A 16196-nucleotide genomic window follows, 5' to 3' on the forward strand; every position below is an offset into this window, starting at 1 on the left:
GCCGGGTACCAGAGAGCGGTTATCGGGGGAGGGAGAGTCCCTGGTTTGCCCGGTGGGAACGGAGGATACTGGTCACATGGATCGCGATGCTCTCAGCCTGTTTCTCTCTCGCCACCGCGGCGATCTCAAACCCGCTGATGTCGGTTTGCACGCGGGCCCGAGGCGGCGCGCCCCGGGATTACGTCGCGAGGAGGTCGCGCAGCTCGCCCAGATGTCCACCGACTATTACACGCGGTTGGAGCAGGGGCGCAGCACGCAGCCGAGTGCGCAGATCCTGTCTGCGCTGGCGCGAGCACTCAGGCTCTCCCCGGACGAGCGTGACTATCTGTACCGGATAGCGGGTTTGGCCGCTCCCGACCGCTCGGCCACGGGTGAGTATGTGGCGCCCGCGCTGCTGCGGGTCCTGGACCGGCTTTCGGACACACCCGCGCTGATTGTCTCCCTACTTGGGGAAATCCTGGTTCAGAATGCGCCCGCGGCCGCGCTGTACGGCGAGACCAGCCATCTCATCGGGTGGGAACGCAGCGAGGTCTATCGTTGGTTTGCCCATCCCGAGACCGCACGCACGCTCTACCCCGAGTCGGATCGGGACCGCCAGGGGCGCGCCCAGGTGGCGTCGCTTCGGGCCGCGCTGGGTCTGATGGGTCCGCATTCCCGAGCCGCCGAACTGGTGCGAGAGCTCGAGCGCGTGAGCCCGGAGCTTGTCAGGCTGTGGGCAGAACAGCGCGTCCAGCGGCGATTCGCCGACCATAAAACGCTGATCCATCCGGAGCTAGGTGAGATCGAAGTGGACTGTCAGACGCTCTTCACCGAAGATCAAACCCAGGCCCTGCTGGTGCTCTCGGCCGCGCCGCGAAGCGAGGCCGAGAGCAAGCTCCAGATGCTCAGTGTGGTGGGTATCGAGCGCTTCGCTTCTGGTTCATAACGTCAACTATTCGGGGATGATGCGCATGCCCGCTGGTGCCGAATCCGGCACCAGCTGGGTGACCGATCCATTGCCAACAAATCCCGGGTCTTCGCCGGTGAGTGCGCGCACAATCGAGCGGATGATCACCACATGGCACACCACGATGACCGACTGTCCGGCGTACTGCTCGGCAACCTGAGTGAGAAAGTCTCGCACGCGCAGATCCACCTCCGTGAGGGTCTCGGCCTCGGGAATGTCGCCCTCGGGCCAGCGCTCGTGGGCTTCGTCGCGGGGCATCCCCTCGGCGACGCCAAAACTACGTTCGATGAGGAGCGGGGTGACCACTGCAGGTGGCAGAGCCAGCGCTGTGGTGATCGCGGCGGCGGTGTCGCGTGCGCGAGAGAGCGGAGAAACCAGCGAGATATCCCAGGAATGCTCGCCCGTCCTGAGCGCATCCGCGGCGGCAGCCGCCTGGTCCTTGCCCGCGGCGTTGAGGGGAATATCCACCTGCCCCTGATATTTATGGGCGGCGTTCCACTCGGTTTCACCGTGGCGGACAAGGGCGATACGGGCAGGGGATCCCGATGGCGTCATGAACATTCTCTTTCTTGCGCTTGCGTGGGGTCGCTGAGGGGGCCGGGCCTCCCTCGGCGGCAAGGGGTGTCATATTCACGGTAACGCATCCGGCTGAATCGTTGGTTTGCTCGTCGGTGCAGGACCTGTTTGTGCCCGTCCCGGCGGTGCCTTTGGTGCCCTTGGTGCCCAACCTGCTGGTGCCCGACCGGTTTGGGCTTTCCTCCACAACGCGGCCCCGGTCCCCGGTTATCCCCATCATCGGCGCCGTGATTCCCCGCGGGAGCACCCCCGGCCTAGCCTCGGGACATGACCACTCACACCGTACTCGGCCCGCCTCCCGGGCATCCACATACCCCACGTCACGCCCGCCCGCCGGACCCGTCCGAAACCTCGCTTTCAGCAGGTGAGACACACGGTCGCGTGCCCAAACCGGAGCTCGGTCGGGCGCACAGACTCGCGCGGCGATGGGCAACTCTGAGCGTTCGTGGACGTGGCCTCCTTGTTGCCGGGGTGATCGCGGTGCTGGTGCTGGGGATCGTCCTGATTCGGCTGCTCGATCCCGATTCGGCGGTATCGACCACGGCGTCGCCATCGTCATCCTCGTCGGCGGTGAGCTCATCGTCCGATTCTCCGGGGCCGGGCCTCGCAGGGTCGGCCTCCGAGGGCGTAGACTCCGCAAGCCCAGAATCCGGAGATGCCACTAACCAGGCAGGCAATGCTGCCGCTACGCAATCACGGGACGGCACCGGCGCGCAGACCACTGGTGGCTCGGTGGGCGGCGACTCTGCGTCGGTTACGGTGCACGTTGTGGGGGCCGTGGGCACCCCGGGCCTCTACACGCTCAATGGCGCCGCCCGGGTGGACGCCGCGATTAGCTCGGCCGGGGGAGCAACACCAAACGCTGATATTTCGCAGATCAATCTGGCTCGCAGGCTCGTTGACGGGGAACAGATTCGTGTGCCCGCGCAGGGCGAAATTGCGACGCCGATCGCGGGGGAGGGCGCGGGTGGTACCGCCGGGGGCGGCGGTTCTGCCTCGGGACAGGGGCCGATCTCACTGAGCCGGGCAACCGCGGAGCAGCTCGATGCCCTTCCGCGGATCGGCCCGGCCCTGGCTGCCCGTATCGTCGAGTGGCGTGAGTCTAATGGTCCGTTCCGAAGTGTCGAGGACCTCACTCGTGTCTCGGGTATCGGTCCCAAGATGATTGCGTCGCTCCGGGGGAAGGTGACGCCGTGACGGCGCACCACCCGAGACCGATGGGGGAGGGTGACCCCGTGACGCAGCATCACCCGAGACCACCGGGCGAAAGGCGGTGGCGGCTACTGCTCGATCCGGGAAGGTTACCTGGTCCCTACCGTCTCGTTCCGGTTGCGCTCGTGGTCTGGGGGCTGAGTCTGGGGCTGCCGATTCTGGATTCGGGTTTTCTGTGGTGCCTGGCCGCGATCATCCCTGCGATCGGAATCCCGCTGGGCGTGGCGTCAGTCCTCGAGTATCAACGTCGGCCGCCGAACGTGGAGGGGTCGGGAGCAGGCACGGGGGCGTCCGATCCGAGGGTTTCGTCCGAGGTGCGCGCGATCATTCGGGTGAGCGTTGTACTCGCTCTTACCATCGTGGCCACGGTGGCCACGATGAACATCGCGGCCACCCGCACTCGGGTCGAGATGGATCCGCTGAGTAGGGTCGCCGAGCTCGCGCCATCCTCCGAGGGGCAATCGCCGCCGCCGATGGGGTATCGAGCGGCCCCGGCGCGGACTCCGACCATCGCAATGCGCGTGCGCGCAACCGCTCGTCCGCGTCCGATGACGCCGACCGCGGACGGGCGCGATCGAGTACTCGTCGAGGCTCGAACGCTGAGTGTGCGTGGCCAACCCAGCGACGTTCCCGTGCTTCTGGTGGGACAGCAGCTGAGCGATGTTGTGATCGGCGACACCTTCGAGGTGGACGGCGGTGTGCGCGCCAGCGCGGTCGGCGCGGAGGAGGTTGCCTGGGTTTCGGTGCGGGCGCTGCGTAAAGCGGATGTGGTCGGGCCCGTGGGCCCCACCCAGACGATTCAGCGTGGCATCGAGAGTCTGCGCGCGGGGCTGGTTCAGGCGGCATCGGTCCTGCCCGGGAGCGCGGGCACGTTGCTTCCCGGATTGGCGATTGGTGAAACCCGGGCGTTGCCCGCCGAGCTCGATCAGGCCATGCGAGACACGGGTCTGACGCACCTGGTGGCGGTTTCGGGAGCCAACTGTGCGGTGGTGATTGCCGTCTGCGGCGGGATTGCGGCGCTCCTGGGGGCCGGTCGCCGGCTGCGCATTGTGGTCGCGGCGGGTGGGCTGGGCGGGTTTGTGCTGTTGGTCGGGCCGGATCCCAGTGTGCTGCGCGCGGCCGTCATGGCCACGGTGGCGCTGCTCTTTCTGCTGCGTGGACGTCCGGGATCCGGGCTGCCGCTTGTCAACATCGCGGTGATCGTGCTGCTCCTGCTCGATCCCGGGCTGGCTCGCGATTTTGGGTTCATCCTGTCGGTGGCCGCCACCACGGGTCTTCTGCTGCTCAGCGGGCCCCTGGCCGCCGTGTTGAAACGGTGGCTGCCCGTGTGGCTTTCCCACGCCCTGGCGATTCCGCTTGCCGCACAGATTGCTTGTGGCCCGATCCTCATTCTGCTTCGACCGGAGATTTCGATGACTGCCATACCCGCTAACCTGCTTGCCGAGCCGGCCGCACCCCTTGCCACGCTGATGGGTGTCGTCGCCTGTGTCGCCCAGGCCGTGTGGCCTCCGCTGGGGTTTGTTGCCGTGTGGATCGCCTGGCTCCCCACCGCCTGGATCATTGCGGTTGCGCGGGTTTTCGCCGCGGTCCCCGGAGCTCTGCTGCCCTGGCAGTCGGGGCCGATGGGGGCGCTGAGTCTGCTCGCGCTCACGGTGGTGCTGCTGGGATGGATTCTGCACCGTGCGCGACGAATGCGATGGGCGATTGCCCTCCTGATCACCGGTTCGTTGGTGACCGGGTCGGCGGTGGTTCCCGCGGTGTTATCGCGGGTCTCCGTGCCGAAAGACTGGATCATCGCCGCGAGTGATGTCGGTCAGGGCGATGCGATTCTGGTGCGGTCCCAGGGTCGGGTAGCCCTCATCGACTCGGGACGTGATCCGGTCGTGCTCACCGGCTGTCTGGACCGCCTCGGCATCGATCGCATCAACCTGTTTGTGCTCACGCACTATGACGCGGATCACAGCGGCGGCATCACCACCGAGCTGGGTGAACGCATCGATGAGTCCCTGGTGGCGACGCCGCGCTCGGCGCAGGACAAACGCGTGTTTGCCCGGCTACCCTCCGCCACCAGGGCGGCGCAGGCGGGGCAACGGGGAAGACTCGGCGCGTTGGATTGGCAAGTTTTCTGGCCCCCCTCGGCCGATGGGAGCCAGAGCGCCAATGATGCGGCGGTTGTGTGGGGGTTTGATGGGGAGGGAACCCGGGCGCTGTTCCTCGCCGATCTCGGTGCCGATACGCAGGCACGGTTGATTCCCGAACTTTCGGGCACCGGCTACGAGCGCTCCACCGACATCGTGAAGGTGGCCCATCATGGCAGCGCCGATCAGGATCCCGCGCTTTATCGTCTTCTCCGTCCGCGGATCGGGGTGATCTCGGTGGGCGCACGCAACGGTTACGGGCATCCGCGTGCCCGGACGCTCGGTTTTCTGAGCGGCCTGGGCGTCCGGGTTGCGCGAACCGATCTCGGCGGCACGATCTTCGTGGTGCGAACAGGGCGCGGCCTGGAGGTGCGCACCGAGAAATAGCTAGTGGATCTCTTCCGTATCCAGGACTGCGGCGACGGCCTCGATCTCGACCAGCTGGTGGTCATACCCCAGGACCGTGACACCCAGCAGGGTGCTGGGGACGTCGTGGTCGCCAAACGCGTCGCGAACCACGTTCCAGGCGCAAACCAGGTCCGCCTGGTCGCTCGATGCCACCAGGACCCGGGTGCTGATGACATCAGTGATCCGTGCCCCGGCCGCGTTCAGTGCCGTCTTCATGTTGTCGATACAGGACGCCGCCTGGGCGGCGAAGTCCCCGATGCCGGCGGTTGAACCATCGGCGTTGAGCGGGCAGGAACCGGCAAGGAAGATCAGGCGCGCACCCGCAGGTGCGGTCGCTGCATAGGCATACTGGGCCGCGTCGGACAGGGCGGAGGAACGGATCAGGGTAACGGCGGAGGTCATATTTTCCTTCGAAGTGCGTGGGGAGGGGCAGCCGGCGTAGCCGCGGGCCAGTGCCAGAGCCAGAGCCAGTGCTAAGGCCAGGCCCCGCGCCCGCGGCGAGTGTGCTGCGGTCGTCCCGAAGCTCACAAACGAATTAAGCATACAGTGTTCGCTTAGTCTCTGTGCTGATCTATAGTGGACACCGTGAGTTACTGGGATCATCCAAAGCCCGTGCGGCGGACGCGTTCCGTCCACGTTGACGAGGTGGCGCGCGCGAGTATGCGTCTCCTGGACGAGGGCGGCATGCAGGCGCTGAGTATCCGCTCGGTTGCCGGGGCCCTGGGGGTCGCGCCGGCCAGTCTCTACTCGCGGGTGGAGTCCGCGGATGATCTGTTCGATCTGGCGCTGGACCATGCCATGAAGTTGGATCCGATCATGGAGGTGGCCGTGGTGTCTGCGTCCCTCGAGGATCTGATGGTTGCCTATTATCGCCATCTGGTGCGGCATTCCTGGGCCGTACGGGTGATCGCGATGCGCGCACCCCGCGGACCGCACTATGTGCGAGTCAGCGATCGGATGGTGGTGCTCCTGATTGAGGCGGGGGCGCGGGATCCGCTGGGAACCGCGTACGTGGTTGCCAACTACATCATCGGCTCGGCAACCACCGCGAGTATGGCTCGAAGCGAGCGTGACCTCGGCGTGGAACCGACGCTCGCACCGGCGTATGCCCGGCTCCGAGAGTTAGATCCGGTGGATCCCGAGGCCATCATGCGCGCGGGCTTGGACGTATTGCTGGCAGCATTGCCTGCCCGTCCCCGCACCTAGTTTCCGGCTCGCCTACCGATATGCCCGAGGCCGCTCCGCTCCGCGCCGCGCTGTCGCCTACCGACTTGCCTGGCGGTGCCCTGCTCCGTGCTGTAGCCCACCGACTTGACCGACGGTGCCCCGGTCCGTGCTGTGGCCCACGGACACCGAGCCCCGATCTCCGTGCGGAGACCGAGGCAACGGCCCCCAATCTCCGAGTGGAAACCGAGGCCCGGGGCAGGTGAACCCTATCCTAGGCGTCGCGGCGCGATCCTCGGAGGCGGCGGGTGGTCAGCCCCAGGGCGACCAGGACGACGGCAAGGCCGAGCGCCAGCGCCGGGAACGATTCACCGGTGGAGGCGAGGCGGGCGTTCTGTGCGCCGGCGCGGGACGCGTCCGAGGTCGAGACGGCTCCCGCGGGGGCGGAAGACGCGCCGGGTGCCGCCGTGGCGTTCGGCCCCGCGGTGGTACCGGGTCCCGAGGTGGGCGTCGATCCTCCGGCGGTGGGCTCGGTAGCCTGTGCCGCGAACCAGGAGGCCGCTACCTGCGCGCGCGTCGTGGCCGTGCGCGCCTGAACGAGCACGATGGACTGGGCATGCGCGTCGGCGGAAGGCTCGGTGTTTTCGGGGGTGGCCACCGAGATGATGTTTCCGGTGGGTCCGGCGGCGGCCGCGGTCACGGTGATGGTGGCCGTCCCGGCGACCTTCTGCGTGCGCAGATCCAGATAGATGGCCTGACCATTGGTCACGGCCGCGGGGTTGATCGGGGTACCCTGGGCGTCGGTAACGGCCACACCCTGCGCATCGATACCCACCGACGCCTGGTTGGTGGTCACGGTGAACGGGCCCACCAGGCTTCCGGCGGTCTGCCGGGCACTCGGAGCGGTGATCGTTGCGGTCGCCACGGTGGGGAACGGCACGGGAGAGGGTGCTGCGTTGGCCCCGTGCACCAGGTACCAGTAAACGGCCTCAGAGTTCGGGGTTTCCCAGTTCCAGGCCGCATCAAAGCCCAGATCGGTATAGCGCCAGATCGCGTACTGGGTGGCTTCGATCGCGTCGTTCACGGCCAGCCCGGTGATCCCTGCGGCGGCGGTCAGCTGGTCGAGATCAACGGTGGGATAGCTGTGCGAGAGCACCCAGAGTACGCGGTCCTTAACCTCCTTGTTGAGGAAGGCGTTGGTGCCGAGGTAGTCATCGAGCGAGTCGACGCGACCGTCCACGTCGGTACGGGCGCCGATGTTGTGTTCGACGCAGTAGGCCCAGCCGTCGGGGTCGCCGACCGCGGCGGATCCGTACCAGATCGGGAAGATTCCGGTGCCCCCATACCCCTGCTTGGGCCCGATGTGAACGGTATCGCCGGCGGAAATGGCTGCCGATCCGGAGGTCGAGCCCGATGCGGGTTCGGCGGCGATGGCCGCGGCGGGGGTGAGGATGCCGCCCACGGCCAGGGCCGCGGCACCGAGCCAGCCGGTCAGCCGCCGTGCGGAGCGTGATGAGGAAGATGCCATGGCTTGGCCTTTCGTGGGAGTGAATGTGCGCGGTGCGGGGGTGTGGTCGCTCAGATATAGAAGGTGAGGACAGAGAAATAATACTGATAAACACGTGCGTTATGTCACCCAACGGAGGGGGAATTTCGGGTGTCGGATATTGCGCCCGGATGTTGACCGTGTATGGCGACACATTGAGCCATGGATCGTTATCAAAGTGTGGCGGTGGTGAATCGCCGCGCGAGTAGAGTGAGCCTCACCGGATCACGATTGTGAGGGGTGAGTGCTCATGTTTGGACTGATTATTGCGTCGGCCGTGGTGCTCGTGCTGGGTGTCCTGGTCCTCTGGTGGGGGCGTGCGGCGGCCCGGGGTAAGCTGCCCCGCAACCGGATCTTCGGCTATCGCACCCCGCTGACCCTGGATGATGGGGACGCCTGGACCGAGGTGAACCGGGCCGCGGCACCGTGCGTGACAATCGCCGGAGTCGGGATGATCGTGGCCGCGATCATCGGCAAGATCACAGCCCTGGCGGGGGCGGAATCGGCCACTCCGGTGTTGCTGGGGATCGCCCTCATCTGGCTGATTGTGTGGGCGCTGCTCGGCGGAGTCGCCTCGGCCCGGGCCGCTCGAGCCTACGGTGGTCTCCACAGCCCGAACTAACCGGCCTGTCCGAGACCACGGCGTCGACGAGCCGGTAGTCTAGAGGGAGACGATCGGAGCCTCCCGGCCCCGACCGCGAAACGGAGGACACGGTGGCGGCAGCTCGCGGCGCGACGGCAACAAAGACGGCATCCAAGGCCGCGATCCCGCAGCTCGCGTGGAACCAGATTCGTCCGGCCTCCGTGGTGCTGGTGAGCGGAACCGAAGGTTTCCTGGCCGATCGATCGATCCGCATGCTGCGTGATCTGCTGCGTGCCGAAGATCCGAGTCTTGAGCTGAGCGAACTCACCGCCGATACCTACGTGGCCAGCGAGCTGGCGACCGTGGCGAGCCCCTCGCTGTTTGGGGAGCCCCGGTTCGTGCGCATCGATGCGGTCGAGAAGTGCTCCGATATTTTCCTCACCGAGGCCATCGACTACCTGGCCAACCCGCCCGAGGGTGCCACCGTGGTGCTGCGGCATGCCGGGGGAGTGCGCGGAAAGCGCCTGCTCGATGCGATCCGTGCCGCCAAGGGCACCGCGATCGAAGTTGTGTGTACCGAGCTGAAAAAGGACTCGGAAAAGATTGATTTTGCCGCGGCCGAGTTTGCGACGGCAGGTCGCCGCGCGCGTCCCGATGCGGTCCGCGCGCTGGTGTCTGCGTTTTCCGGAGACCTGGCCGAGCTGGTGGCCGCGTGTACTCAGCTGATGGCCGACACTACCGGGGATATCACCGAGCAGACGGTCGCCCAGTACTATGGTGGCCGTGCCGAGGTGACGGCGTTCGCGGTGGCGGATCTGGCGATTGCCGGCCGCGCCGGCGAGGCGCTGATCGCGCTGCGTCAGGCGATTAACTCGGGTACCGATCCAGTTCCGATGGTCGCTGCGTTCGCGATGAAGATGCGCACGATGGCCAAGGTGAGCTCGAACCGGGTTCCCGCGGCCCAGATGGCGCGCGCCTTTGGGCTGGCGCCCTGGCAGATTGACCGGGCCAGGCGGGACCTGCGCGGCTGGAACGATGCGGGCCTCGGGGCGTGCATCCGTCTGATCGCCGACACCGATGCGATCGTCAAGGGTGCGCCGGGGGATCCGCAGTTCGCCCTGGAGCGCATGGTCTCGGCCATCGCCAGCCGCGGGCGCACGCTCGTTCGTTAGTTATCTAATAACAGGAGTATCGCCTAGGGCAGATCATCGACAGCACGTGCTTCCCACCCAAGGTTCACTGCAAGTTCGGCTAAGACAAGGTCTCCTGTCAATCCATGATCTGCGCCGAAGTTACTCAATCGAAGAGCTTCAGCGGTGACTATTGCGGAGTCATAGGCTCCGCAACGAGACACGATCCGGTCGTACAATTCACCCGCGAAACGCGCCGTCACGTGCGAACGCTCATGAACGCAGCCTGGCAAGCATGCACTAGTTTCATCGGAAAGTTTTGCCAGGGCCTCTCGGAAGTCGATCGGCGTCCAACTGTCGGATGTCCGAAGCCACTCGATAATTGCTGAGCGATCAGGGACGGTACTTACGCACAAGGGCGGTAATCCGCTCCCTGGACTAATGAGTAAATCCTCAGTGAGAGAGGTCGGTGTCGACGTCATCGGGTTAGCCTGCAGCACAATTCGAAAGCCGATATCGGTAGCTGCACTCAATTGCAGATCATTTCGCTCGTTATAGGGTGATCCAAGAAAACTGGGTTCATCGATTCCGCGTTGAATGTAGGTTGCAAACTTGTTGAGTCCATGGGTCGTGGCGTTTGCTCGGCTCATCCCACCAATACGCTGATAAGCAGATGAGGCGTCTCGAGCTGCGGTCCAAGCGAACTTGTAGATGTGTCCTAGTGAGAATAAGCCTGCAGCCTTTAAAGCATGGCTGCGATGGCTTTCCAAATGACTATCCGAGGGGCTCGGTAGCCCGTGTAATCCCAACTCGTAGGAAAGCGATCTCATGCTTTCGCCTGCGATGAGTTGTTGCAGGAGTTCAGTAAGTTCAAGGCGCTCGTCGAAGTCCATGTACTCAATCTCGAGTGATGTGCGCAGATTCTCGGCAAAGTCTTCGAGTCGACAATCAAGCGGACCATCACCTGGAGGAACGAACCTAACGAATTGAGTGTAGATGCTATCACTTAGCACTTCTGGGGACGCTTCATCCCATACAAAACCTTTGGTTGGTGTGGAAGGGTGCACAATTAGGAGTCCCTCGTGGAATGCTGCAAGGAACAGTTTGCGTGCAGTTTCGGCGGTTGGTGCGAATGAAGCATCATCGTACTTAACAGGAAAAATAATCCCGGAAGGTTTGCTTGCTGCATGGATTAGGGCGAGCGCGGAAACTCGAGCGGTTACCGATGCATCTGCCAGTATCTGGGTGTTGTCTCCAGTGTCTACAGGGTAGTTTGCATCAATTGCCTGCCTCCGCATGGCTTCAAGCGCCACAGACCGCGTCGGCCCTTTATCTGCTGAAGTGTGTGTACTCTCGTAAGGGTCGCCTTCTGCCTCTGAGGACGAATGGGGTACGGGGTACCTCGACTTGCCTGTACCCAATACCTGAGCGGCTCGGCTGTTTATAGTCGAATCGCATTCCCTGCACTTAGCTCTCTTGCCGCGACGTAGCTCACTTAAGGTGTTTCGCGATTTCAGAGTCACTACGCCCTGACACTCCGCGCACTCGTAGCTTCGTGTTGACGCGACTACCGCGGCGGCAGCGGCATGGTGAGCAGTATTTGCCCACGGTCCGAATTCGATACTTGTCGTCTTGTGAGCCCAAACAAGTTCATCTGTGAACTCATCAATACCGGAAATTTGCCAATACGCCATCCCGAGGTCCTGCAATTCTTGCGGGGCAGCTTGGTTCGCAACGATCTCTAGTTCAAAGTCGATTGGGAGTAGCTTCAGTGGCATGTACAAATCTTATCTGCCAAGCGAAGATCCCAGATAAGGGCCATCAATTTCCCGTTGTCTGACTTTGATTCGTTGGGGCTCAAAATCACAGCTGCGCGAGAGTCCTTATTCTTGCTTCGGCCACCTCAAGTCGACTCAAATAGCCAATCGGTGCAATTCGAGCCCAAATATCACGTGCGCATTCGCTCTAGGTGGACACAGCAAAAATCCCCGCCCTCCGAGGAGGACGGGGATTTTTAGAAAGCAGAATTACTTGGCGAGCAGTGCGTCAACCTGCTTGGCCAGAGCCGACTTGCGGTTAGCGGCCTGGTTCTTGTGCAGAACGCCCTTGCTCACGGCCTTGTCCAGCTTCTTCGAAGCGGTACGCAGGGCCGACACGGCGCGGTCCTTGTCGCCGGCGACGACGGCCTCGCGGGTGTGACGGACGACGGTGCGCAGCTCGCTCTTGACGGCCTTGTTGCGCTCCTGAGCCTTCTTGTTGGTACCGATGCGCTTGATCTGCGACTTAATGTTTGCCACTTTAGTTAGTCTTTCGTTTGTTCCGAATGGGAGTGTCGGTTAGCGAGAGAGGGCGCCGTCCGACTGTTTCGTGTGGATACTCCGCACGCAAGTCAAGACCCGAGTCTATCAGTTCCCATCAATCTCGCCCAACCATCGTGATCTGGCGCGTCGAATAGCGGTCGCGCACGCCCGGGAGCGCGTACGGAACCGGCACCATCGGTCCCTCCTCGGCGGTGCGCATTCGCCCCGGCCACTCCTTTCATGGGAGAATGGCGAGAAGGACACGTGTGTCCACGCCCGGCTATCCGGCACCTGATTTTATTTGTGACCATTAACAACCAGAGGAACGCGTGAGCCCCCAAGCTGTAAAGGCCCTAGAGCCGGCGAGTACCCCGTCGGAGTTCATCCGTAATTTCTGCATCATCGCGCACATCGACCACGGTAAGTCGACGCTTGCAGACCGCATGCTCGGTATCACCGGCATCGTCGCCAACCGTGACATGCGCGCCCAGTACCTGGACCGGATGGACATCGAGCGTGAGCGCGGCATCACCATCAAGAGCCAGGCCGTGCGGATGCCCTGGTCGGATGAGGGTGGTCAGGCCTACGCGCTGAACATGATCGACACCCCCGGTCACGTCGACTTCTCCTATGAGGTTTCCCGCTCCCTCGCCGCCTGTGAGGGCGCGATCCTGCTGGTGGATGCCGCCCAGGGTATCGAGGCCCAGACCCTCGCCAACCTCTACCTGGCGATGGAAAACGACCTCACCATCATTCCGGTACTGAACAAGATCGACCTGCCCGCGGCGGACCCGGACAAGTACGCGCTTGAGCTCGCCAACCTGATCGGTGGCAAGCCCGAGGACGTGCTGCGGGTGTCCGGTAAGACCGGCATGGGCGTCGAGGCGCTGCTGGACCGGGTGATCCGCGACATCCCCGCCCCGGTGGGTAACGTGGACGCCGAGCCGCGCGCGATGATCTTCGACTCCGTGTACGACGCCTACCGCGGCGTGGTCACCTACGTCCGCATGGTGGATGGCACGCTGAAGCCGCGCGAGCGCCTGCAGATGATGTCCACCGGCACGACCCACGACCTGCTGGAAATCGGTGTGTCCTCGCCCGAGCCCGTTCCGTCTAAGGGACTGAGCGTCGGCGAGGTGGGCTACCTGATCACCGGTGTGAAGGACGTGCGTCTGTCCAAGGTGGGCGACACCGTCACCCACGCGCAGAAGCCCGCAACCGAGGCCCTGCCCGGCTACACCGACCCCAAGCCGATGGTGTTCTCGGGTCTGTACCCGATCGACGGATCCGACTACCCGATCCTGCGTGAGGCCCTGGACAAGCTCAAGCTGTCCGACGCGGCGCTGAACTACGAGCCGGAAACCTCGGTGGCCCTGGGCTTCGGATTCCGCTGTGGCTTCCTGGGTCTGCTGCACCTGGAGATCATCACCGAGCGCCTGGAGCGCGAGTTTGGTCTGAACCTCATCGCGACCGCGCCCAGCGTGATCTACGAGGTCACCACCGAGGACCGCAAGACCGTGACCGTGACTAACCCCAGCGAGTTCCCGACCGGTAAGATCCACGCCGTGTCCGAGCCGATGGTGCGCGTGGCGATCCTGGCGCCCAAGGACTACGTGGGCACCATCATGGAGCTGTGCCAGAGCCGCCGCGGCGCGCTGCTGGGCATGGACTACCTCGGTGAGGATCGCGTCGAGCTGCGCTACAACATGCCGCTGGCCGAGATTGTATTCGACTTCTTCGACCACCTGAAGAGCCGCACCCAGGGCTACGCGTCGCTGGACTACGAGCCCTCGGGTGAGCAGGAGGCAGACCTGGTGAAGGTCGACATCCTGCTGCAGGGCGAGGCCGTGGACGCCTTCAGTGCGATCGTGCACCGCGACAACGCCTACTCCTACGGCGTGCTGATGACCGAGCGCCTGTCCAAGCTGATCCCGCGTCAGCAGTTTGAGGTGCCGATTCAGGCGGCGATTGGTGCCCGCATCATCGCCCGCGAGTCCATTCGTGCGATCCGTAAGGACGTTCTTGCCAAGTGCTACGGCGGTGACATCAGCCGGAAGCGCAAGCTGCTGGAGAAGCAGAAGGAAGGTAAGAAGCGCATGAAGATGGTCGGTCGTGTGGAGGTGCCCCAGGAGGCCTTCATCGCCGCGCTGTCAGGTGACGTGGAATCCGGTAAGGGTAAGAAGTAACACCCCACGGCGGCGAGCTCGGGTTAGACTTAACCGTGCTCGCCGCTCGGGCGTGCCCCAATCAGGCCGCCCGGTGGCCGAAGAATTGATCGCGGAACGAAGCAGACAGAAAAGAAGTAGGGGATGCGCCGCAGTAATTTCGAAGACCAGCCCGTTGACTATGCCGCAGTCGGGGCCACCCAGGCTGCCGACCTGATGCAGTACCCGCCGCAGGGCTATGTGCCCGCCGAGGACAGCATCCGTCTGGGCAGTGGACGCGAACGCTATGAGGCCGCAGCATCGACGCTGCTGAGCTGGGGCGTGCAGCGTGACGCGGGGATCGACGTGCACGATGTGCGTCCGGGCAGCGGAAACGAGTACACCGGTATTCAGTTTGACGATGAGGGTAACGCCGTTGCCCCCAACCGTCGACACAGCGAGCAGCGCTTTGCCCCCGATGGCAGCGCATTCCTGGATGCCGGTACCACCGCCAAGCTGCGTGGCAAGATTGGCCGCTACAACCTGGAATCCAAGATCCGGGTGGTGTACCTGGTGGAGAACCAGAACTCGACAGCGTTCGCCTATGGAACGGTTTCTACCGCGCAGATGAGCGGCGAGGAGTCGTTTATGGTGGAGCTGCGAGACGATGACTCGGTGTGGTTCACCGTGCGTTCCTTCATGCGCCCGATCGGGGCCAAGTACCGCGCCTTCCCGCCGCTGGGTCGTGCCCGGATGACGGCGATTGCCACCGCGTATATGCGTGCGCTGTCCCCGACGTGGGCGAGTCCCACCACCTAATGGGAGCACTACCCCTCGGAGATCCCGCCCCCACCGACGGCTCTCTGCCCGCCACCGCGCGTATCGGCAGCGAGGATCGTCCCTTCAGCTTCTATCTGCACGTCCCGTTCTGCCGGGTTCGCTGCGGATACTGTGACTTCAATACCTACACCTCGACCGAACTGCGCGGTGCCAAGCAGGTGGACTACGCCGATGAGGCCATCGCCGAGGTCGCGCTGTCCAAGCGGGTACTCGACGCCGCCGAGGTAGCGGTGCGCCCGGTTGATACGGTCTTTTTTGGCGGCGGAACGCCGACCCTGCTGCCGGCGGACGATCTGGCCCGCATGCTGCACGCGGTCCGCGACACCCACGGATTCACCCCGAATGCCGAGATCACCACCGAGGCCAACCCAGACTCGGTGGATGAGGCCTACCTGCAGACCCTCAAGGATGCCGGATTCACCCGGGTGTCCTTCGGGATGCAGTCGGCCGTGCCGGAAACCCTGGCGACCCTGGATCGCAGCCACACCCCCGAGCGCGTGCCGCTCGTGGTTGAGTGGGCCAAAAAGGTGGGCCTGCAGGTGAGCGTGGATCTGATTTACGGTTCGCCGGGGGAGACCCTGGAGCAGTGGCAGCGCAGCGTGGACGCGGCCCTGAGCTACGGGCCCGACCACATTTCCGCCTACTCGCTGATCGTCGAGCCGGGCACCAAGATGCACCGGCAGATCCGCAGTGGCGAGCTGCCCGAACCCGATGAGGACCTGCAGGCGGACATGTACGAGTACGCCGATCAGGCGCTCTCGGCCGCCGGATTCTCCTGGTACGAGGTGTCCAACTGGTCGGTGTCCCCGGAAACCCGCTCGCGGCACAACCTCGCCTACTGGCGCGGTGCCGACTGGTGGGGCATCGGACCCGGCGCGCACAGCCACGTCGGCGGGGTGCGCTGGTGGAACGTCAAACATCCGGCCGCCTACGCCCAGCGCATGGCCGAGGGGATCTCCCCGGGCCTCGGGCGCGAGGTGCTGGACGATGAGACCCGCGAGATGGAGCGGATCCTGCTGGAATCCCGCACCGCCGAGGGCATCGCGATTGCCGGACTGGACTCCGACGCGCGCCACGAAATCCCGCGCCTGATCGCCGACGGCCTGATCGAAGGCCCCGCCGCGCTGCGCGGTCGCCTGCAGCTGACCCTCCGCGGACGCCTACTGGCGGACGCCGTGGTGCGCGCGCTGGTGGGCTAACCGCCCGGGC

General features: G+C 64.5%; 14 protein-coding genes. 9 read left to right on the plus strand and 5 right to left on the minus strand.

All coding sequences use genetic code 11. The annotated features are described in order from the left end of the window. Nucleotides 1-76: 76 nt before the first annotated feature. Complete coding sequence (locus C7C57_RS07395) at nucleotides 77-925, plus strand: helix-turn-helix transcriptional regulator (RefSeq protein WP_187978146.1); 849 nt, start codon at nucleotides 77-79, stop codon at nucleotides 923-925. A 6-nt stretch (nucleotides 926-931) separates the two neighbouring features. Here C7C57_RS07395 and C7C57_RS07400 read toward each other — a convergent pair whose 3' ends face one another. Then, nucleotides 932-1501, minus strand: a complete 570-nt coding sequence (locus C7C57_RS07400; protein ID WP_187978147.1) for a histidine phosphatase family protein — start codon at nucleotides 1499-1501, stop codon at nucleotides 932-934. Between the two features lie 402 nt (nucleotides 1502-1903). On the opposite strand from C7C57_RS07400, the gene C7C57_RS07405 reads away from it, so the two are divergent. Next, complete coding sequence (locus tag C7C57_RS07405; RefSeq protein ID WP_187978148.1) at nucleotides 1904-2719, plus strand: ComEA family DNA-binding protein; 816 nt, start codon at nucleotides 1904-1906, stop codon at nucleotides 2717-2719. Between the two features lie 347 nt (nucleotides 2720-3066). Further along, nucleotides 3067-5259 carry a ComEC/Rec2 family competence protein gene (locus C7C57_RS07410; protein WP_187978149.1) on the plus strand — a complete coding sequence of 731 codons (2193 nt, stop codon included), beginning with the start codon at nucleotides 3067-3069 and terminating at the stop codon, nucleotides 5257-5259. On the opposite strand, the gene C7C57_RS07415 is transcribed toward C7C57_RS07410, so the two are convergent. Further along, the gene (locus C7C57_RS07415) at nucleotides 5260-5682 is read right to left on the minus strand and encodes a RidA family protein (RefSeq protein WP_187978150.1); all 423 of its coding nucleotides are present in this window, start codon (nucleotides 5680-5682) and stop codon (nucleotides 5260-5262) included. Between the two features lie 258 nt (nucleotides 5683-5940). Here C7C57_RS07415 and C7C57_RS07420 point away from each other — a divergent pair, with 258 nt between their 5' ends. Further along, nucleotides 5941-6486, plus strand: coding sequence for a TetR/AcrR family transcriptional regulator (locus tag C7C57_RS07420; RefSeq protein WP_187978313.1), 546 nt, complete (start codon nucleotides 5941-5943; stop codon nucleotides 6484-6486). A gap of 232 nt (nucleotides 6487-6718) precedes the next feature. Here C7C57_RS07420 and C7C57_RS07425 read toward each other — a convergent pair whose 3' ends face one another. After that, nucleotides 6719-7972, minus strand: a complete 1254-nt coding sequence (locus C7C57_RS07425; protein ID WP_187978151.1) for a thioester domain-containing protein — start codon at nucleotides 7970-7972, stop codon at nucleotides 6719-6721. A 268-nt stretch (nucleotides 7973-8240) separates the two neighbouring features. On the opposite strand from C7C57_RS07425, the gene C7C57_RS07430 reads away from it, so the two are divergent. Further along, a complete protein-coding gene (locus tag C7C57_RS07430; protein WP_187978152.1) occupies nucleotides 8241-8612 on the plus strand; it encodes an SdpI family protein in 372 nt (123 codons plus the stop codon). Nucleotides 8613-8704: 92 nt separating this feature from the next. Then, on the plus strand, nucleotides 8705-9745 hold the full coding sequence (holA, locus tag C7C57_RS07435) for a DNA polymerase III subunit delta (RefSeq protein ID WP_187978153.1): 1041 nt from the start codon (nucleotides 8705-8707) through the stop codon (nucleotides 9743-9745). A gap of 23 nt (nucleotides 9746-9768) precedes the next feature. Here holA and C7C57_RS07440 read toward each other — a convergent pair whose 3' ends face one another. Then, nucleotides 9769-11016, minus strand: a complete 1248-nt coding sequence (locus C7C57_RS07440; protein ID WP_187978154.1) for a hypothetical protein — start codon at nucleotides 11014-11016, stop codon at nucleotides 9769-9771. Nucleotides 11017-11730: 714 nt separating this feature from the next. Continuing rightward, entirely contained in the window at nucleotides 11731-12000 is a 270-nt protein-coding gene (gene rpsT, locus C7C57_RS07445; RefSeq protein ID WP_030143693.1) for a 30S ribosomal protein S20, read from the minus strand. Between the two features lie 332 nt (nucleotides 12001-12332). On the opposite strand from rpsT, the gene lepA reads away from it, so the two are divergent. From lepA to hemW, 3 genes are all read left to right on the plus strand, one after another. Next, nucleotides 12333-14189, plus strand: coding sequence for a translation elongation factor 4 (gene lepA / locus C7C57_RS07450; RefSeq protein WP_030143692.1), 1857 nt, complete (start codon nucleotides 12333-12335; stop codon nucleotides 14187-14189). Nucleotides 14190-14312: 123 nt separating this feature from the next. Next, nucleotides 14313-14966 carry a DUF1990 family protein gene (locus C7C57_RS07455; protein ID WP_030143691.1) on the plus strand — a complete coding sequence of 218 codons (654 nt, stop codon included), beginning with the start codon at nucleotides 14313-14315 and terminating at the stop codon, nucleotides 14964-14966. After that, nucleotides 14966-16186, plus strand: a complete 1221-nt coding sequence (gene hemW, locus C7C57_RS07460; protein ID WP_187978155.1) for a radical SAM family heme chaperone HemW — start codon at nucleotides 14966-14968, stop codon at nucleotides 16184-16186. The genes C7C57_RS07455 and hemW overlap by 1 nt, the downstream gene beginning before the upstream one ends. Nucleotides 16187-16196: the final 10 nt, after the last annotated feature.

It is taken from the genome of Mycetocola sp. JXN-3 (assembly GCF_014522285.1).
Taxonomy (GTDB): Bacteria; Actinomycetota; Actinomycetes; order Actinomycetales; family Microbacteriaceae; genus Mycetocola; species Mycetocola saprophilus.

Excerpts from the sequence above, each read along its gene's own strand:
- C7C57_RS07425 (WP_187978151.1), bottom strand. The coding sequence starts at position 7,972 with ATGGCATCTTCCTCATCACGCTCCGCACGGCGGCTGACCGGCTGGCTC.
- hemW (WP_187978155.1), top strand. The coding sequence starts at position 14,966 with ATGGGAGCACTACCCCTCGGAGATCCCGCCCCCACCGACGGCTCTCTG.
- C7C57_RS07455 (WP_030143691.1), top strand. The coding sequence starts at position 14,313 with ATGCGCCGCAGTAATTTCGAAGACCAGCCCGTTGACTATGCCGCAGTC.
- C7C57_RS07415 (WP_187978150.1), bottom strand. The coding sequence starts at position 5,682 with ATGACCTCCGCCGTTACCCTGATCCGTTCCTCCGCCCTGTCCGACGCG.
- C7C57_RS07430 (WP_187978152.1), top strand. The coding sequence starts at position 8,241 with ATGTTTGGACTGATTATTGCGTCGGCCGTGGTGCTCGTGCTGGGTGTC.
- C7C57_RS07400 (WP_187978147.1), bottom strand. The coding sequence starts at position 1,501 with ATGACGCCATCGGGATCCCCTGCCCGTATCGCCCTTGTCCGCCACGGT.
- C7C57_RS07420 (WP_187978313.1), top strand. The coding sequence starts at position 5,941 with ATGCGTCTCCTGGACGAGGGCGGCATGCAGGCGCTGAGTATCCGCTCG.
- C7C57_RS07395 (WP_187978146.1), top strand. The coding sequence starts at position 77 with ATGGATCGCGATGCTCTCAGCCTGTTTCTCTCTCGCCACCGCGGCGAT.